Origin of the sequence: Arachidicoccus sp. (genome assembly GCF_050436765.1) — a bacterium.
Classification (GTDB): Bacteria; Bacteroidota; Bacteroidia; order Chitinophagales; family Chitinophagaceae; genus Arachidicoccus.
This window is the reverse complement of the sequence record NZ_JBNQGD010000295.1, coordinates 15,274-31,753: the sequence shown is the minus strand read 5'-3', so window position 1 is coordinate 31,753 and position 16,480 is coordinate 15,274. Positions and strand designations below refer to the sequence as shown.

The 16,480-nt window shown below is 36.5% G+C and carries 12 protein-coding genes; 5 read left to right on the top strand and 7 right to left on the bottom strand.

Features of this window, described 5'->3' with window-relative positions; all coding sequences use genetic code 11:
* The 4 genes from ACQR30_RS12715 to ACQR30_RS12700 all read right to left on the bottom strand — a co-directional run.
* Positions 1–384 (bottom strand): sodium:solute symporter family transporter (locus ACQR30_RS12715; protein WP_429735669.1); only part of this gene is annotated, 384 nt, incomplete at its 3' end.
* Positions 385–400: 16 nt separating this feature from the next.
* The gene (locus tag ACQR30_RS12710; RefSeq protein ID WP_429735667.1) at positions 401–1,627 is read right to left on the bottom strand and encodes an enolase C-terminal domain-like protein; all 1,227 of its coding nucleotides are present in this window, start codon (positions 1,625–1,627) and stop codon (positions 401–403) included.
* A 5-nt stretch (positions 1,628–1,632) separates the two neighbouring features.
* A complete protein-coding gene (locus ACQR30_RS12705) occupies positions 1,633–2,946 on the bottom strand; it encodes an alpha-L-fucosidase (protein WP_429735665.1) in 1,314 nt (437 codons plus the stop codon).
* A 19-nt stretch (positions 2,947–2,965) separates the two neighbouring features.
* Positions 2,966–3,736 carry an SDR family NAD(P)-dependent oxidoreductase gene (locus ACQR30_RS12700; protein WP_429735663.1) on the bottom strand — a complete coding sequence of 257 codons (771 nt, stop codon included), beginning with the start codon at positions 3,734–3,736 and terminating at the stop codon, positions 2,966–2,968.
* Positions 3,737–4,034: 298 nt separating this feature from the next.
* Here ACQR30_RS12700 and ACQR30_RS12695 point away from each other — a divergent pair, with 298 nt between their 5' ends.
* The gene (locus ACQR30_RS12695) at positions 4,035–4,916 is read left to right on the top strand and encodes an AraC family transcriptional regulator (RefSeq protein WP_429735661.1); all 882 of its coding nucleotides are present in this window, start codon (positions 4,035–4,037) and stop codon (positions 4,914–4,916) included.
* Positions 4,917–5,475: 559 nt separating this feature from the next.
* On the opposite strand, the gene ACQR30_RS12690 is transcribed toward ACQR30_RS12695, so the two are convergent.
* From ACQR30_RS12690 to ACQR30_RS12680, 3 genes are all read right to left on the bottom strand, one after another.
* A complete protein-coding gene (locus ACQR30_RS12690; protein WP_429735659.1) occupies positions 5,476–7,080 on the bottom strand; it encodes a solute:sodium symporter family transporter in 1,605 nt (534 codons plus the stop codon).
* Positions 7,081–7,086: 6 nt separating this feature from the next.
* Positions 7,087–7,458 carry a hypothetical protein gene (locus ACQR30_RS12685; protein WP_429735657.1) on the bottom strand — a complete coding sequence of 124 codons (372 nt, stop codon included), beginning with the start codon at positions 7,456–7,458 and terminating at the stop codon, positions 7,087–7,089.
* A 115-nt stretch (positions 7,459–7,573) separates the two neighbouring features.
* On the bottom strand, positions 7,574–8,599 hold the full coding sequence (locus ACQR30_RS12680) for a LacI family DNA-binding transcriptional regulator (protein ID WP_429735655.1): 1,026 nt from the start codon (positions 8,597–8,599) through the stop codon (positions 7,574–7,576).
* Positions 8,600–9,213: 614 nt separating this feature from the next.
* Here ACQR30_RS12680 and ACQR30_RS12675 point away from each other — a divergent pair.
* The 4 genes from ACQR30_RS12675 to ACQR30_RS12660 all read left to right on the top strand — a co-directional run bounded on the left by ACQR30_RS12675 (position 9,214) and on the right by ACQR30_RS12660 (position 16,436).
* Positions 9,214–10,104, top strand: coding sequence for an inositol oxygenase family protein (locus ACQR30_RS12675; RefSeq protein ID WP_429735653.1), 891 nt, complete (start codon positions 9,214–9,216; stop codon positions 10,102–10,104).
* A gap of 159 nt (positions 10,105–10,263) precedes the next feature.
* Positions 10,264–13,296: a SusC/RagA family TonB-linked outer membrane protein gene (locus tag ACQR30_RS12670; RefSeq protein WP_429735651.1), complete on the top strand. Its 3,033-nt coding sequence runs from the start codon at positions 10,264–10,266 to the stop codon at positions 13,294–13,296.
* Positions 13,297–13,325: 29 nt separating this feature from the next.
* Complete coding sequence (locus ACQR30_RS12665; protein ID WP_429735649.1) at positions 13,326–14,945, top strand: RagB/SusD family nutrient uptake outer membrane protein; 1,620 nt, start codon at positions 13,326–13,328, stop codon at positions 14,943–14,945.
* A gap of 192 nt (positions 14,946–15,137) precedes the next feature.
* Positions 15,138–16,436: an acyltransferase family protein gene (locus ACQR30_RS12660; protein ID WP_429735647.1), complete on the top strand. Its 1,299-nt coding sequence runs from the start codon at positions 15,138–15,140 to the stop codon at positions 16,434–16,436.
* The last annotated feature ends 44 nt before the right edge of the window (positions 16,437–16,480 follow it).

Below are 16,480 nucleotides of genomic sequence, written 5' to 3'. Positions count from 1 at the left end.
AATTGCCAACCAATCGCGACTTGATCGATCGTATCTGCGTTCTAAGAAGTCGGGTAAAGTCGCCACTCCTGATTTTATATAAAATGGAGCAAAAAATAATGCGAGTAATATGAGTGTAAATGCAGCCATCCATTCGAAATTGCCGTTGAGTAACCCCGTATCAAAACCACTTTGCGCGAGACTTACAAGGTGGACAGTCGAAATATTGGTTGCAAATAATGCTAAGCCAATGGCAGGCCATTTTAATGATTTTCCTGCCAAGAAATACTCTCCTGCTGCATTGGCTTTACTCCTTCTTCTATGACGTATACCGGTCCATAGTCCAATAAATAAAATGCCAACAATATATGCAATACTAATAGTTAAGTCGATCGGATTTAACATGACAATATTTTTCTGATTAATAACCTATCAAGTCGCAACTACTACCAATTTCTAAAGGGATTTTATATAGACCATTTTCCACTTTTACCGGATGCACAAATTGTTTTTGCAAATGCGGAATATATTCCAAAAATAAAGCTTGATGTCCCATAGCTATGTGGTTGTACAACACCAAGTGTTGGTGGATCTGTCCCATATCGCCTACATGCGGCACGACAGGAATATTATATTTTTTGCATAAAAGGCTTACCGTAATAAATTCACTTACTCCACCAACCCGCAGGGCATCAACTTGTATAAAACCCGCAGATTTCGTTTGTAAATAGTTTTTGAAAATTATTCTGTTAGGCAGGTGTTCTCCTACGGCAAGTTTAATTGGAGTAATAGCATCTGCGAGTGTTTTGTGTGCTAAGATGTCGTCTGGATGTGTGGGCTCTTCAATCCAAAATGGATGAATAGATTGAAGCTCCTTACAAATAGCGATAGCTTGCGGTAAATTCCATTGTTGATTGGCATCTAACATTACTCTGGCTTTGTCACCTGCTGCTTCTCTAACAATATGTGCTCGCCTAATATCTCTTTGTGCATCTTTTGCGCCAACTTTTAATTTCATCGCATCGAAGCCGTTTTCTACTGCTTTGACAACATTTTCTTTAACTTGTTCATCAGAATAATTAAACCACCCAATGGAGGTGTCATAGCCTGGATAACCTTTTTGAAGAATGCTTGTCCGCTGCTCTTTTCCGGAAAGATTGCTTTGTAATATACTAAGTGCTTCTGCTCTTGTTAATTCATCTTCTAGATAAGATAAATCCAAAGTATTAAGGATTTGCGCGGGGGATAAATCGATGAGTAGTTTCCACAACGGTACACCTCTTTTTTTTGCCCACAAGTCATAGCAGGCGTTGGTAACCGAAGCTAATGCTAGTTGAACAATACCCTTGTGTGGCCCTAACCATCTAAATTGTTGTTCGTTTGACATTTGATTAAAGAGTGTGCCAAAGTCAGCCATTATTTCTTCGATATCTTTTCCCTTTAAACATTGTGCATAGAACTGCGCAGCTTTACAAACTAAGTCATTGCCTTCTCCTAAAGTAAATGCAAAGCCATTTCCTTTAAGGCCATTATCATCAATAAGGGTAGTAACAGCATAAGAATATATGGGATTCCTGTGAATAGCATCACTGCCTGCGCCGCCTTTCAATGGAAACCTTGCATCAGATATCTGAATACTTTTTATCATGAAGTTTAATTTGTTGTAATGATGGGTATGTTTTCTGCATTTGAATTTAAACGTAATTCAATCACTGCATCATTTTCATTGGGAAGCAGCTTTGGTAATTGGAGCGTGATATTTTCATCATTGTTTTGAAAGAGCACTTTATTGCCATTTATAAAATGTGCATTCAAAATTTTGATATTTTTCAATCCGGATAACGAAATAGTCTTTACTGAATCAGAAAAAACATGTACAAAAAGGCTGTTACCTTTTCTAGTAGTAGCAAATGTATTGTTAGGTGCATAAGGGCCGCCTTTAGTACCATAAATACTTTCTCCATATATTTTTAACCAATCGCCCATTGCTTTTAAACGCTTGATCTGCCTGAGTTCCATGCGACCATCTAGCATCGGACCAACATTAAATAGTAAGTTGCCGTTACCGCCACTTGTTTTGGCTAAAGTTTGAATACATTGCTTAAGTGATTTCATTTGATCATTAGGTTTCCAGGCCCATTGGTTGCAAATGGTCATGCAGGTCTCCCAAGGGTTTTTCATATCCAGTCCACCTATTACTTGTTCTGGCGTACTATAATCACCTACAGAAGTTGGCGTTAATTTCATATGATCGCTTTTCCCAAGCCGGTTATTAATAATTACATTGGGGTCTAAGCTTTTCAAATACTTATACATTTCCACTGCATAGGCTTGCGTCCAAGGCTTTTCCCAGTTCCCATCGAACCACAACATATAGGGATGATAGCGCGTAACCAGTTCCTTTAACTCCCCTTTCATCGTATGATTTACAAAATAATCCATGTTCGCCTTGGGATCTATTTTTCCACCACTCGGTAAATGAATGGGGTAATTAGGGTCAAACCAATCTAAGACGGTAAAATAGATACAAAACTTTATGCCTTGTTTCTTGCATGCTTTTGCCAACGCACCTACTATATCGACCTTATAAGGTGAGTTCATAATATTATGTTTGGTAAAGGTCGTTGGCCAAAGACAAAAGCCGTCGTGGTGCTTTGCCGTAATCGTTAGATATTTCATTCCGGCATCTTTGGCCGCTTTTACCCAGGCATCTGCATTAAATAAAACTGGATCAAACTCTTTGTACAAACTATCATAATCGGCAGTAGAGACAGAAGTCCCACGACTCCACCCAATCTCTGTACCGCGTAGTGTTACCGGTCCCCAATGTATAAACATTCCGAAACGCAAATCCATAAAACCATTCATAATGGTTGTAGATGTTTTTGTGGAAGGACTTATCGTTTGTGCCTGTAATCCTAAAGCGAAATAAGCAAAAAGCACGGCGCAGAAAATTACTTTCTTCATAATATAATTTAATTGATTTTTAGTTTATTCTTTTGTATCCTAATTCTGCACCGCCGCTTACAGGCATAAGGCAACCTGTAATAAACCGGGCTTTATTGGATAATAAAAATACGCAAACATCGGCTACTACGTCCCCTTCCGGGCAATACCCCAAAGGATGTATGTCGTCTAAATATTTTTCAATTGATGATGCGTTGGACTGCTCGGTACTCCATTTTCGAAGCATAGGTGTCCACACGCCTGCGGGACATACTGCATTTACGCGTATATGGTGCTTTGCACAATCCAATGCCATGGATTTTGTCAAAGCATTTATTCCCCCTTTGGTTGCGGCGTATGCGGCATGGTATTCTTGGCCTATTTCACCTACTAAACTACTTGTAGTTAAAATGCACCCTTTAGATTTTTTCAACCACTCTATCCCGTATTTAGCGGTGAGAAAAACAGATTTTAAATTTACATTTACGACATTATTCCATTCTTCTTCATCGGTATCTTCAATGGTTTTGGACGGCTCGGAAATGCCAGCGTTATTATGAATGGCGTCAATTCGACCATATTTGTCGACGGTTAGTTCAATGGCCCTTTTAACATCTTTAGCTATTGACACATTCGCAACAATACCGAGATGATTTTTTCCTAATCTTTCAAGGGCTTCTTGCACTTGTTTTTCATCATTGGAGACAATGGCTAACAAAGCTCCTTGTTCACAATAGGCTTTTGCACATTCATATCCAATTCCGGTTGTTCCACCTGTAAGGAAAATTACTTTAGATTCTAATAAGGACATTGGATGTTGATTTATTGCACGATGATTTATTGCTTTAATAATTTCTTTGCCTGAAAATTCTACTTTCAAGCAGACCACAAAATTATATGAGGCAACACTTGTTCGCAATGGCATATCTTATTAAAATAATGGACTTTCCTATTATTTTGGTTTGGGAGATAAAAATCTATTCCAAACTTGATCTTTTAGGAAGTATTTGTACATGCTCGATACAAATACTTAGCTTTATCTAAAATATGAATAATTTGATCCAGTATATGGACTATTATATTTTACATACCTACTTTATAAACGAATAATGGGGAAAATCGTAAAGCTAAAAGATGGTTTTGTGGGGGAAAAACAAATTAATATTCCCGTTGCTATATTGGATAAATATATCTGTCAAGGGGAATTTTTAAAATCGCTTTATCTTACGCATATTGGGTTTTTCCCGAAAGCTTTTTTTCATTTTAGAGAAAGGAAAAAAGGATGTGCAGATAATATTTTATTTTATTGCCTTAGTGGGAAAGGTTATTTTAATACGCCATTAGGAAGCTTTGAATTAAATGCCAATCAATATACGGTTTTACCCGCGGGCATAGCGCACCGCTATCAGGCTGATATTAATGACCCATGGACCATTTATTGGATACACTTCAGCGGCGAAAAGCTGGCCGAATTTAATAAGATGAATGATGCTACTCGATTTAATTGCGCCATTGACATTAGATATAACGAACAAATTATACAGCTTTGGGAACAAATGTACTATGCCATAAAGAGTGGATATACTAGAGAGAATTTTGGCTATGCGAATATGTGCCTTTATCATTTCTTGTCTTTGTTTGTCTTTCCAATTAGTATTGAAAGACAAGTTGAAGAGGATCTGGTGACTAAAACGGTTAGGTTCCTTAAGCTTAACATTGAAAGACCCCTTACTGTTGAAAATATTGCCACACATTTCAGCTATTCTATTTCTTATTTTTCCGCCTTGTTTAGAAAAGAAACAGGCAGATCACCAATTGAGTATTTTATACAATTGAAAATTCATTACGCTTGTCAATTACTTGACCAAAGCTCCCTTAAAATAAAAGAGATTGCGCAAAAGGTTGGATATGAGGATGCGTTTTATTTCTCTAGACAGTTTAGCAAAATTATGGGGTGCGCACCGAGTCATTATAAAATAATGAAAAAGTAGTATGCAAAAGGTAAATATTTTCTATTGAATTAGCCTAGAAGGCCGCGTTTTTATATCGGTTAGGCCATCAGGCAGTACAGGAATTTCAATGCTTACTGCAAGCTGATACTTTATGGGCTATCCCTTAACGGTCGTAATTATTTTTTTTGATGTTAATTCTTTCAAACGTCTTTGCAGTGTTCTTAGTTGATCATGATGATTGAGTCTGGTTTCGATACTTCTATTGAGAGACTGTAGGCAAACTTGGCAAGGATTTGAAGGATGTCATCCATATCGTTTGTCTTTTGATTTGTCTCTGTCGCAATTTTAATTATCACGACAAAAATACTTATTATTTGTCGCGTAAGGAACAGATCGCGACATCATTTCAGCGCATTTCAACACTTTCGTCGCTATTAAAATTGCAGCTGGTTCTAGCTAATTTGTGTTCTTGCAAATTGGGATCGAGTTTTTATATCTAATCCGTTGTTGCTCAAAAGCAGCACTTACTGTATCAGAAAATGTCGGCCTGCTTATTTTACTTAATTTTTGAATTTGTGTTAATGGTATAGAGGAGATCTTAATTTGTCTTCACCAGACCGGCGGGAGAAAAGATAAAAAATAATGCCACGACCAATATTATTAATATAAACGCATACCGATACCTATTTTTCCACGGGGTTATATCCACCTTGTTGTTCAATTTTTGGCGATAAGGGATTTTCATTGGATAGCATCTGCCTATTACGAGCATAATTAATGAGGTAATTACAAATAGAATAGCAAGCAAATGCAGAAAATGGATATGTGTATTCCATATAGTTTGAGAAAGACCATAGCTGATAATAAAAAAAATGAGGCCGACCTTTGCCGCGATAGGGGGGACTCTTTTGGTAATAAAGCCAATCAATATAATTGTGAATATGGGGACATTAAAAAAACCATTAATCATCTGCACATAATTATAAAATCCACTTTTAGCAAATAGAATAAAAGGTGCGATTGTCATGGCAGCAAAACAAGTTAGTAATTCAAACCATTTGGCTACTTTTAAAAGTTTTCTTTCTTCCGCATTTCTTCCTTTTTTTATTAACCACGGTTGGTAGATGTTTAGAACAAACAAGGTACTTGAACTATTCAATCCGGCGTTAAAAGTAGTAAGTGCCGCACCAAACACAATGGCAGCTATATATCCGCTAATAAAGGGTGGAGAAACCAGGGTAACCATTTTTGGAAAGACTTCTGCGGTGTTGGATAAATGAGTGAAAAGATGCACCGCTATAAGACCGGGAATATTAAGTAACAGGATAGATAATATTTTACCAAAACCTGCAATAGTAATTCCCTTTTGACAAGATGCTAAATTCTTGGAGGCAAGGACTTGTTGTACAATATATTGTTCCGTGCCCCAATAGTAAAGATTTACCAGCAGCATCCCGGTAAAAATCGTTGAGAAAGGAATAGAATCTGTAGAAGAGCCGATACTGTTAAAGTGTGCTGTTTGAGAAGATAATACTTTATGAAGGCCATTTAATAAACTACCATTACCGAGAAATTTTAGCCCTAAAAAAGGTATCAATATTCCTCCCGCAAAGATGCCAATACCTAATAAAGTATCTGATACGGCGATGGCTCTTAATCCGCCTAAAACTGCATATAAGCAACCAACACAACCCATTACCCACACTAAAATCCAAATAGTTGTCCAATCATCTAATTTATATATTTCTGAAAAATGGAATAATCCGTTGAAGGCGACTGCCCCACTATATAATACAGAGGGTAATAGATTAACCATGTAACTTATCAGAAAAACTAAAGAAACAATCCTCTTTGTACTTCTGTCATATCTTGCTTCAAGATAATCAGGAGTTGTTGCGATGCCGGTACGAAGATAGATGGGCATAAAGAATTCCGAAACGATCAGCATCGCAATTACAGAAGTTACCCCCCATGCCATCACACTCATATTATTGGTATATACCAATTCATTTTCGCCTACAATATTGGCTGTATTAATATTGGCAAACAGCAACGCGCCTCCTATATATAAAGGACCAAGTTTTCTATTGGCTAAAAATAAACCATTTAGAGTTGTAATCTTTTGCTTTCTTGTTTTTAGCCAAGCAATGATGGCAACAATTCCTGTAAACAGGACAAAGCTTATGATAGTGGTTGCATTCATTTATTCTCAAAGTATATTTCTCGTATTCTTAAAGCTCTTTTCAGCGCACTCTCGGGTTCTGCACTGATGATTATTCAAGTAAATACAGGATATCTTTTTGGTCCAATAATGTCTCTGTGCATCGATTTTTCCCAAACGCCGCTTGAGTTTCTCTAAAAAATGAGAGCTATTAATAGGTAGATGATGAACGCGCTTTTTGATAATGCGTTTATCAATTGCCTGCATAATTTTGTTAGCTAATGGGGCATATTTATTAAGTTCAGGGCTTAATACACACCCTTTTATTTTAAACGTTAAATTTTTTGATAAATGACGGCTGAAATTACAAAATTTTTCTTGGTTGGAAATCTGAAAGATTGTTTTTAATACTTTAATCATCAAATGAAAATTATCCAAACGTAAGGAACCAAAATACGAAAAGAAAAAATGGGGAAATCAAGTTGCAACTGGGTTTAGCGGTGGACATTAGAGGAAAATTACTTCTCAGCGAATCCTAATCATTAATCCACAATCTGGTAGACTCACGAGTATGTAAAGTAGAGGGTAAAATAATCGTCTCATCAATTAGATGAAAACTTTTTTTCTGAATGGATTTAATTAATATTGTCGCTGCCACTTTGCCCATTTCAAAAGCTGGTTGTGTAATGGTTGTCAGGGAAGGATTTAAAATACCTGCAGCATTTAAATTGGAGAAACTTAGGATTTTAATGTCTTTGGGTATGGATAAGCCTAGTTCGCGACAAACCGTATAAACATTAGGGGTGAATTTTTCAATACAACAAATAATGCCGTCTGGCCTCTGTTCCGAAGTTAATAATTCTTCCATCTTTTCATAATCAAATTTGTTTGCATAACAGTCGAGCATGAGGTGTAAAAAGGTTTTTTCAATGCCATTTTCGCAACAGGCCTTCAATGCACCTTCTTTTCTGTTTTTTGTTATCAATAAACTATCGGAATTTGATAAAAAGGTAATTTTTTCGCAACCCTGCTCAATAAGATGTGATGTTGCAATATAACTACTTTCAAAATCATCGGTAATGATTTTTGCTGTGTTTATTTGCTCACAAATTCTGTCGAAAAAAACAATTGGCATGTTCTTGCTAAAAATACCAGAAATACTATCAAAGTTGGTTGTTTCTGAACTTATAGACATCAGTATGCCATCCACTCTTCCACTTTGAAACTCCTTTAGAATTGCTTCTTCTCTTTGCGCCCTTTCGTGCGTAAGATATAGTAAAACATGGAAGTCTTTTTCTATGGCAACGGATTCTATTCCATTAATAGCTTCAGAAAAAAAGCTGTCAGTTACATCGGGTAAAACAACAGCTAAGGTGTTACTCTTTCTATGGCGAAGGCTACTTGCATAAGGGTTCGGAATATAATTCAGCTCCTTTGCAAGTGCAAGTACTCGTTGTTTTGTAGCCACACTAATTTCATGGCTATCATGCAGAGCCTTGGATATCGCAGCTGTTGATAGGCCCAGTTCTTTGGCTAAAATTTTAATAGTCACATTTGCCATAATTCAGCTGTTTATTCATTATAGTAGTTGAAAAAAGGTTAATGTTTTTAAAAAGGGAAATAACAAAGAGGATTGATTGAATATCAGTTAATTGTGCATATTATTAAAACTGTTCCAAATATACGGCATTCTAGGAAATATTTATTAGAATTAAATTCTTCCTTTATATCGTAGTTAATTTGAAAATAGCGAACGGATCTCGTTGGAAAGGGTTATTCGAACGAGTCATTTTAAAATTTGGATCCTTAAATTAAATGCCTAATTATTTTTATCGACTTTATGAATTGATTCTTTACTCTATTTTAAATTTGACCTCTCGTTCTTTATTAACGTTATCTTATCGGTTTTAAAGATCTCATTGATTTATTAAATGGTTTTAATCTTCGCACCTGCAAGTGAAATCTTTTTATAACAAATATAATTCCTTCCGCTTTTTCCTGAAGTAAAATGCTTGGCGACATAAAAAATCTTCTATTTTTTTAGCGAGAAAATGTATTGTTTTATTAAACGTTTAAGTAAATAAAGTTAACAATTATTCATATTTCTGATTTTTTAGAATGTTAAATTAGCGGTATTATTTGGACACGGATTCACATTTAACTTAAAAATTTGTTATGCTAAAAAAAGATGCTTTGTATTCGGAGAAAAATCAAAATCCTCTTCAGAATCTGGAAGTGTGGGATGAAGATGTATTAAAACGCTATCCTGATCCCCATAGTCTTGCCAATGTCAAAGAACAAGACAAGTTCAGAAATTATGAAGCTCCTGCTCGTGATAGCGTTAAAGATTTTTATGAGTTAAACCATAAATATCAAACATATGAATTTGCTAAAGAAAAAAGAGATAATTATTTGAAGTTCGACAAGAAGGAAATGCCAATTTGGGACTCTTTTGACTTTTTGAATAAATTGGTTGATGATTCAGATCCTGATATTGATTTAGATCAGATGCAGCATCTTCTGCAGACATCCGAAGCTATTCGAAATGACGGGCATCCAGACTGGATGGTATTAGTTGGATTGATCCACGATATGGGTAAAGTGCTTTGTTTATTTGGTGAACCTCAGTGGGCTGTTGTGGGCGACACATTTCCGCTGGGTTGTGCTTTTTCAGATAAAATAGTTTATTCGGAATTCTTTAAAAGTAATCCCGATTCGCAAAATGATAAATACCAAACTAAATATGGAATCTATGAACCACATTGTGGATTAGATAAAGTTCAAATATCCTGGGGACACGATGAATATATTTATCAGATGATGAAGGATTATATTCCAGAACCCGGCCTTTATATGCTTCGATATCATTCTTTTTATGCGCAACATCGAGAAAATGCTTATGACCATTTACTAAACGAGCATGATCAAGAAATGTTTAAATGGGTGCGATTATTTAATCCTTATGACCTCTATTCTAAAAACCCAAATCAAAAGAGTTGGGAGGAGTTAAAACCTTATTATCAGGAACTGGTTCGTAAATATTTGCCTGAGAAGTTAAAATTTTAGATTGTTTTTGCTTGATTGGCCATTTCTCCGATTCTTCAGTTCTAACAGGATTGGATTATAACCAGTCTGTAAAATTATTTGTCGATTAATTAAGATTTTAACTGCTTAAAATTAAAACACCTAATTGTTTCTAATTTACCATCTGTAAAAAATTAAAAAATGAGAATTTTGCAATTAAAGTTTTTTAAGAGTTGTTCTTTTTTGTTACTACTCTTATTATTCACCATGCCGGGCAATATACTATTTGCCCAGAGTCAAAAAAGCATTTCGGGGACGGTTACAGGAAGTAGCGGAAGGGCCGCAGAAGCAGTCACTATTAATGTAAAAGGAACAAAACGCTTTACAACTTCTGGACCAGATGGCAGCTTTTCTATTATTGCTTCCAATGGAGATATATTGGTTTTTTCCGGGCTAACCTTCAAGACCAGAGAGGTCCTGATTACAGATCAAGTGAATTATCAAGTTGTAATGGAAGAAACTGCAGCCAGTCTTGGAGATGTAGTTGTAGTTGGTTATGGTACAGGCTCCCGCAAAACACTCACCAGTTCTATCTCTTCTCTGAAGGGAGAGGATATGAACAAAGGTGCCATTACTGATGTTGGACAATTATTGCAAGGTAAAGTTCCTGGATTGAATATTACGGCGAGTGGTGACCCTAATCGCCCGGCTGCAATTATTCTCCGGGGTGCTTCTACTATCAATAGCTCTCAATCCCCTTACTATGTTATCGATGGAGTGCCAGGTGCTGATATTTCTTTGGTGTCTCCAAATGATATAGCCTCCATAGATGTGCTTAAGGATGCAGCGGCTACAGCAATTTATGGTAACCGTGGTGCAAATGGAATTATTATAATAACGACAAAAAAAGGTAAAAAAGGGGATCCTTCAATCGATTATAATAGTTATGTGGGTGTTGAAAAAGTATCTAATAAATTAGATTTAATGGATAGTGCTCAGCTAAGAAGTTTTTTACGAAAAAATAGCCTTGCATTATCTCCAAATGATGACTTGGGTGCTAATACGGATTGGCAAGCCGCTGTAGAAAGGAATCAGGCAATATCGCATAGCGAAAATATGTCAATAAGTGGCGGTTCAGACCATGGTAATTATATTGCAAGTGTCACATATACTAACAAGGAAGGTATTATTCAATCGAGCAATCTTTCAAGATTAATTGCACACCTAGCTGTTGAGCAGTATGCTATTAATAATAAGGTTAAAGTTGGTTTTAATTTGACCAATTCAATTAGTAACGCCAATAATGTTCCAAATAGAAATGTAGTTTTACAACAATCTATCCTTCATCTCCCAGTTTCACCAGTAAGGAACGCTGATGGTAGTTTCTTTGAGAATTTTAACAATACGGGCTATTTTAACCCCTTAGCATTGATTGATCACGCCCAAGACAATACCAAATTCAATAATCTGGTTGGAGCTTTTACAGTAGAAGTGAAATTGCCGTTTGGCTTAAAATATAATCTGGACGCCTCATATCAACGCTCTAACTATTTACATGGAGAATTCTATGATAGCTATTATTCAAAATACAATAGTGCTAATTTTTATTCCAATCCAGAACCTCCGGCTACGCATAGTCTCATAAACTTTGGGGTCAATGGATCAGCCTTACGCAGTAGCTACCAAAATGAAACGACTACTATAGAAGATTATTTGACTTGGGATAAAAAAATTGGAGACCATGGAATCAATCTGGTCGCTGGGTATTCTTGGCAACAAAATAGTTCAGGAGATGGCTTTCAGGCCACGACGACCAACTTGGCAGTAGATAATATCGGGTTTTATAATTTGGCTCTAAGTAATTATACAGCAGTTACCGGATATGTGGTAAATTTCGGAGCAGATGGTGTCTACAATAAGACAAAGTTTATATCAGACTTTGCTCGTTTGAATTATAACTTTCGAGAAAAGTACTTATTGCAGGCCTCTATTCGTCGTGATGGAAGCTCTGTTTTTGGGGCTAACCACCAATGGGGATATTTCCCATCAATAGGTGCCGCTTGGAGAATCGATAAGGAAGCTTTCATGGCGAATCAGCGATTGTTCAGCAATCTTAAACTGAGGTTGAGCTATGGTGTTACCGGTAATGCGACTGGATTCAGTGCGTATACGGCTCAGTTTATCTCTGGCAGCCTTGGCACCTATTATTACAATGGTTCTACGGAGGCTGCATATGGCCCTACTCAGGCAGAGAATCCAGACTTAAAGTGGGAAAAAACCGCCACCAAAAATATTGGTGTTGATTTTGGATTTTTAAAGGGAGTTGTGACAGGATCGATTGATGTGTATGATAAAAATACAACTGGCATGATTTATTCTTATTCAGTAGATCCCATCTTAATTCCTAGCGGATCAATTGTCGCTAATGGTGGAAGTATGAGTAATAAAGGAGTAGAGTTTTCTTTGAATGCGAGTGTTGTAAATCACCATTCTTTTACTTGGACCACAGGAATCAATCTTGCACATAATAAGAACGAAATCACTAGCTTGAATAATCCTCTGTTCACAGGGGGAGACTCAGTTCGTTTGACGCAGCCCGATGGCGGTGGTCAAACAGGGAGTACATTACAAATTCTTAAAGCAGGCAGGCCTTTAGGACAGTTCTTTACTTTGCAATATGCGGGCAAAAATTCAAATGGAATCTCCCAATATGTAGCAGCGGACGGATCACTCACCACTACGCCGTCAATTGGTACCGATTATCATTACGCCGGGTCACCTCAGCCAAAATTGATTGCGGGTTGGGCCAATACGTTTCGTTATAAGAATTTCGATTTGAACGTTTTCCTTAGAGGATCTTTTGGAGGCAAGATTTTCAATGTTGCCAGAGCAGATCTTTTCAGACCAAGCACAGCCCAATACACCAATATTTTAACTGATGTAGCTAACGAGTCAATTAATGACGTAAATGCTTTCAAGTACTCCACACGTTTTATCGAGAGCGGTAGTTTTATACGTTTAGATAATGCAACCCTTGGCTATAATTTTTCCCGTCTTGGTCGCTATATCAAAAGATGTAGAATATATGCTACCGTCAATAATTTATTTGTTATAACTAAGTACAAAGGGATTGATCCTGAAATTAATCAAGGCGGTAACGCACCCGGTATTGATTCTGATAATTTTTATCCTAAAACGCGGACTTTATTATTTGGATTAAATATCAATCTCTAATTTTTTAAAATTTAGAAAAAATCATTTATATGAAAAAAATATTTAGAATGACTGCGATGCTGATATTTCTAGGTAGTATGTTGGCGTCTTGTCATAAAATTGATGTAGCGGTAACTACTGAATTGACTCCTAGTGTTTTTCCGCAGGATTCTCTTCAATATATTGAAGCGGCCGGAGCTGCTTATGTTGCTTTAAGAGGAAATTATGCTTTGGATTATTGGTTTATGCAGTCTGCCAGCACCGACGAATCCATATTGCCGTCGAGAGGCGGGAATTGGTATGATAATCAAAATTATAGCATGCTTCATTATCATAGTTGGACAAAAGATCATGGTTGGACTGGTTCATGTTGGGGGTATCTGGAAAAAGTAATTGGCGTTTCCAACCAAGCAATAAATATATTAAATGGTACCATGCCGGAAGGGAATAACAAAAATGAAACTATTGCAGAGTTAAAAATGGTACGTGCACTTGGCTATTTTATGATGATGGATTTATATGGCAATGTCCCTATCGATACAACTTATGGTGACTTTACTCCTCATGCGAATGTATCAAGAGCACAAGTATTTAATTTTATTGAGCAAGATGTAAAATCTTGTCTTCCCTATCTCAGCAGAGAAGTGAGCATGCTTACTTATGGCAGAGTGACTAAATATAGTGCTTACGCTTTATTAGCTAAAATGTATCTGAATGCAGAGTATTATACCGGTAAACAACGCTACAACGATTGTATCATTGCATCTGACTCTGTTATAAATTCCGGCAATTATGCATTGGAACCAAGAGGCACTTATTTAAACCAATTTTATCCAAATAATGGTCCAAGTGACAAAGAATTCATTTTTGTTATTCCTTATTCTCCCACCTATGCCACAGGGTACGGATTAAACGGAAATATGTATTTCGCGCGCTATGATGTGCCAAGATCTGAAGCCAAGAAATTCGGTTTGCCATTTACGCCGAGTGCTCCAAGAAGTACATTGCCAGAATTCTACGCATATTTTAATGATCCAGGTGATATTCGCAACGCACAGTGGCTTACTGGCTTGCAATACATGAACGATGGTGTTACCCCGGTAACAGTAACGACCACAAATCAGGGCTATGATTTTAAATATTCAGGGAGTAATCCAAACGGCAGCTACACCTATCAGGTAAACTTGACTCCTAATATACTCCTGCGCTTAAATCCAGGTACTTTCGATTTGGGTAATGACGAGATTGCGTGGAATATGGGATACAGAAATATCAAATTTCTCCCAGATGCGACCTCTACCAATCGAAATCAAAATAATGATATACCAATGTTCCGTTATTCTGATATTATTTTAATGAAAGCTGAAGCTATATTAAGGGGTGGCGCAGCCACTAACGGTGCAACAGCATTGTCGCTTGTAAACCAACTCAGAGCTAATAGATCAATATCTGCTCCTTGGGCAAATGTTACATTAGATTCAATTTATAATGAGAGATGTCGTGAGTTTGCTTGGGAATCTTGGCATAGAAACGATATGATTCGTTTTGGTAAATACGAAGGTACATGGGGTTTTAAAACTGATAATAATACATACAAACGTATTTTCCCGATTCCGACTTCTGCGATGCAAGTTAACCCTGCCTTAGTGCAAAATCCAGGTTATAAATAAAAATGGGATTTAGTATGAATAAAATAAGGTGTTTGTGATATAGCTATAATAAATAATATTAAATACTTAAACTCTAAACTTTAAAATATAGCGTTTAAGCGGTGATATTCAATACCTTATTAAATCAGGAAAATTCGAGTTTTTTTCTGCTTATTATGATTGCCGTCCAATATTCCGTCCAACCTTTATCATATGAACCAATCGAATACGATAAGCTCAACAAGTAACCTTAAAAAAGAAAAGGCCCCAGTTAAAAAACTCAGGCTTTTATCGCTGGATTGTTTGCGAGGGTTTGATATGTTTTGGATTATCGGAGGAGAGGGGGTTGTCCATGGCCTCGCAAAGGCAACAAACCCGGCTGGATGGACGAAGATATTTCATATGTTAAGTAGTGAGTTACATCATAGCGTCTGGAATGGATTTACTTTTTATGATCTGATTTTTCCTCTATTTATTTTTATATCCGGTGTGACGATGCCTTTTTCTTTTGATAGTTATTTTAGGTTAGATAATACTGTCTTTAAAAATAAACAGAAAAAAAAGATATACTTTTCTTTGTTAAAAAGAACATTATTACTAATACTGTTAGGTATGGTTGTTAATGGAGATTTGGCATTTAATGCATACAGCGATACACGTTTTGCAAGTGTATTAGCCCGTATTGCAATTGCTTGTTTCTTTGCGGCCGTTATTTATTTAAATTTTAGTTGGAGGAAGTGTGTTATTTGGTTTTTTGCTATTTTGGTTTTCTATTGGTTACTCATGTGTTATGTCCCCGTGCCTAATTTTGGGAGAGCTGTATTAACCCCGTCAGGAAATTTAGCCGCCTATATCGATCGTAATTGGCTACCTGGTAAATTGCATAGGACTGTGTATGATCCCGAAGGACTTTTGTCTAATCTCCCTGCTATTTGTACTGCACTACTCGGAATATTTACGGGCATCTTTTTAAAGAGTGAGCAAGTTTTTGGAGATCAAAATGTGCAACCACATTATTTAACAACGGGGTTAATGAAGGCTGTCTCTTTATTTGCTGCGGGTATTTTATCTTTAGTGCTTGGATTATTATGGGAAAAATATTTGTATTTCCCCATAAATAAAAATATGTGGACCAGCTCGTTTGTCTTATTTGCAGGTGGTTGGAGTCTGATACTCATTAGCGTGTTTTATCTGGTAATTGACGTTTTAGTTTTTCGAGATTCTAACTCTCACTCAATCAACACTGACGTTCAAACGCAAGAATCTAAATGGGGTAAGTTTATTCGAAAATGTTGCTTGCCATTTGTCTGGATAGGAATGAATTCCATTTTTATTTACGTAAGTGTTCATGGCGGTATTGATTTTGAAAGCAGCAGCCATTATTTATTTGATGGAATTATCAAGAATGTGCCGCCTGCATTTTATAGCACTATGCATTGGATAGGTGTACTCATCATTGAAATGGTATTACTTAGATGGATGTACAAAATGAAATTGTTTATAAAACTTTAGGTGGTAGATTAATGTAGCTTAATAAGTATTCAATAATATTGATT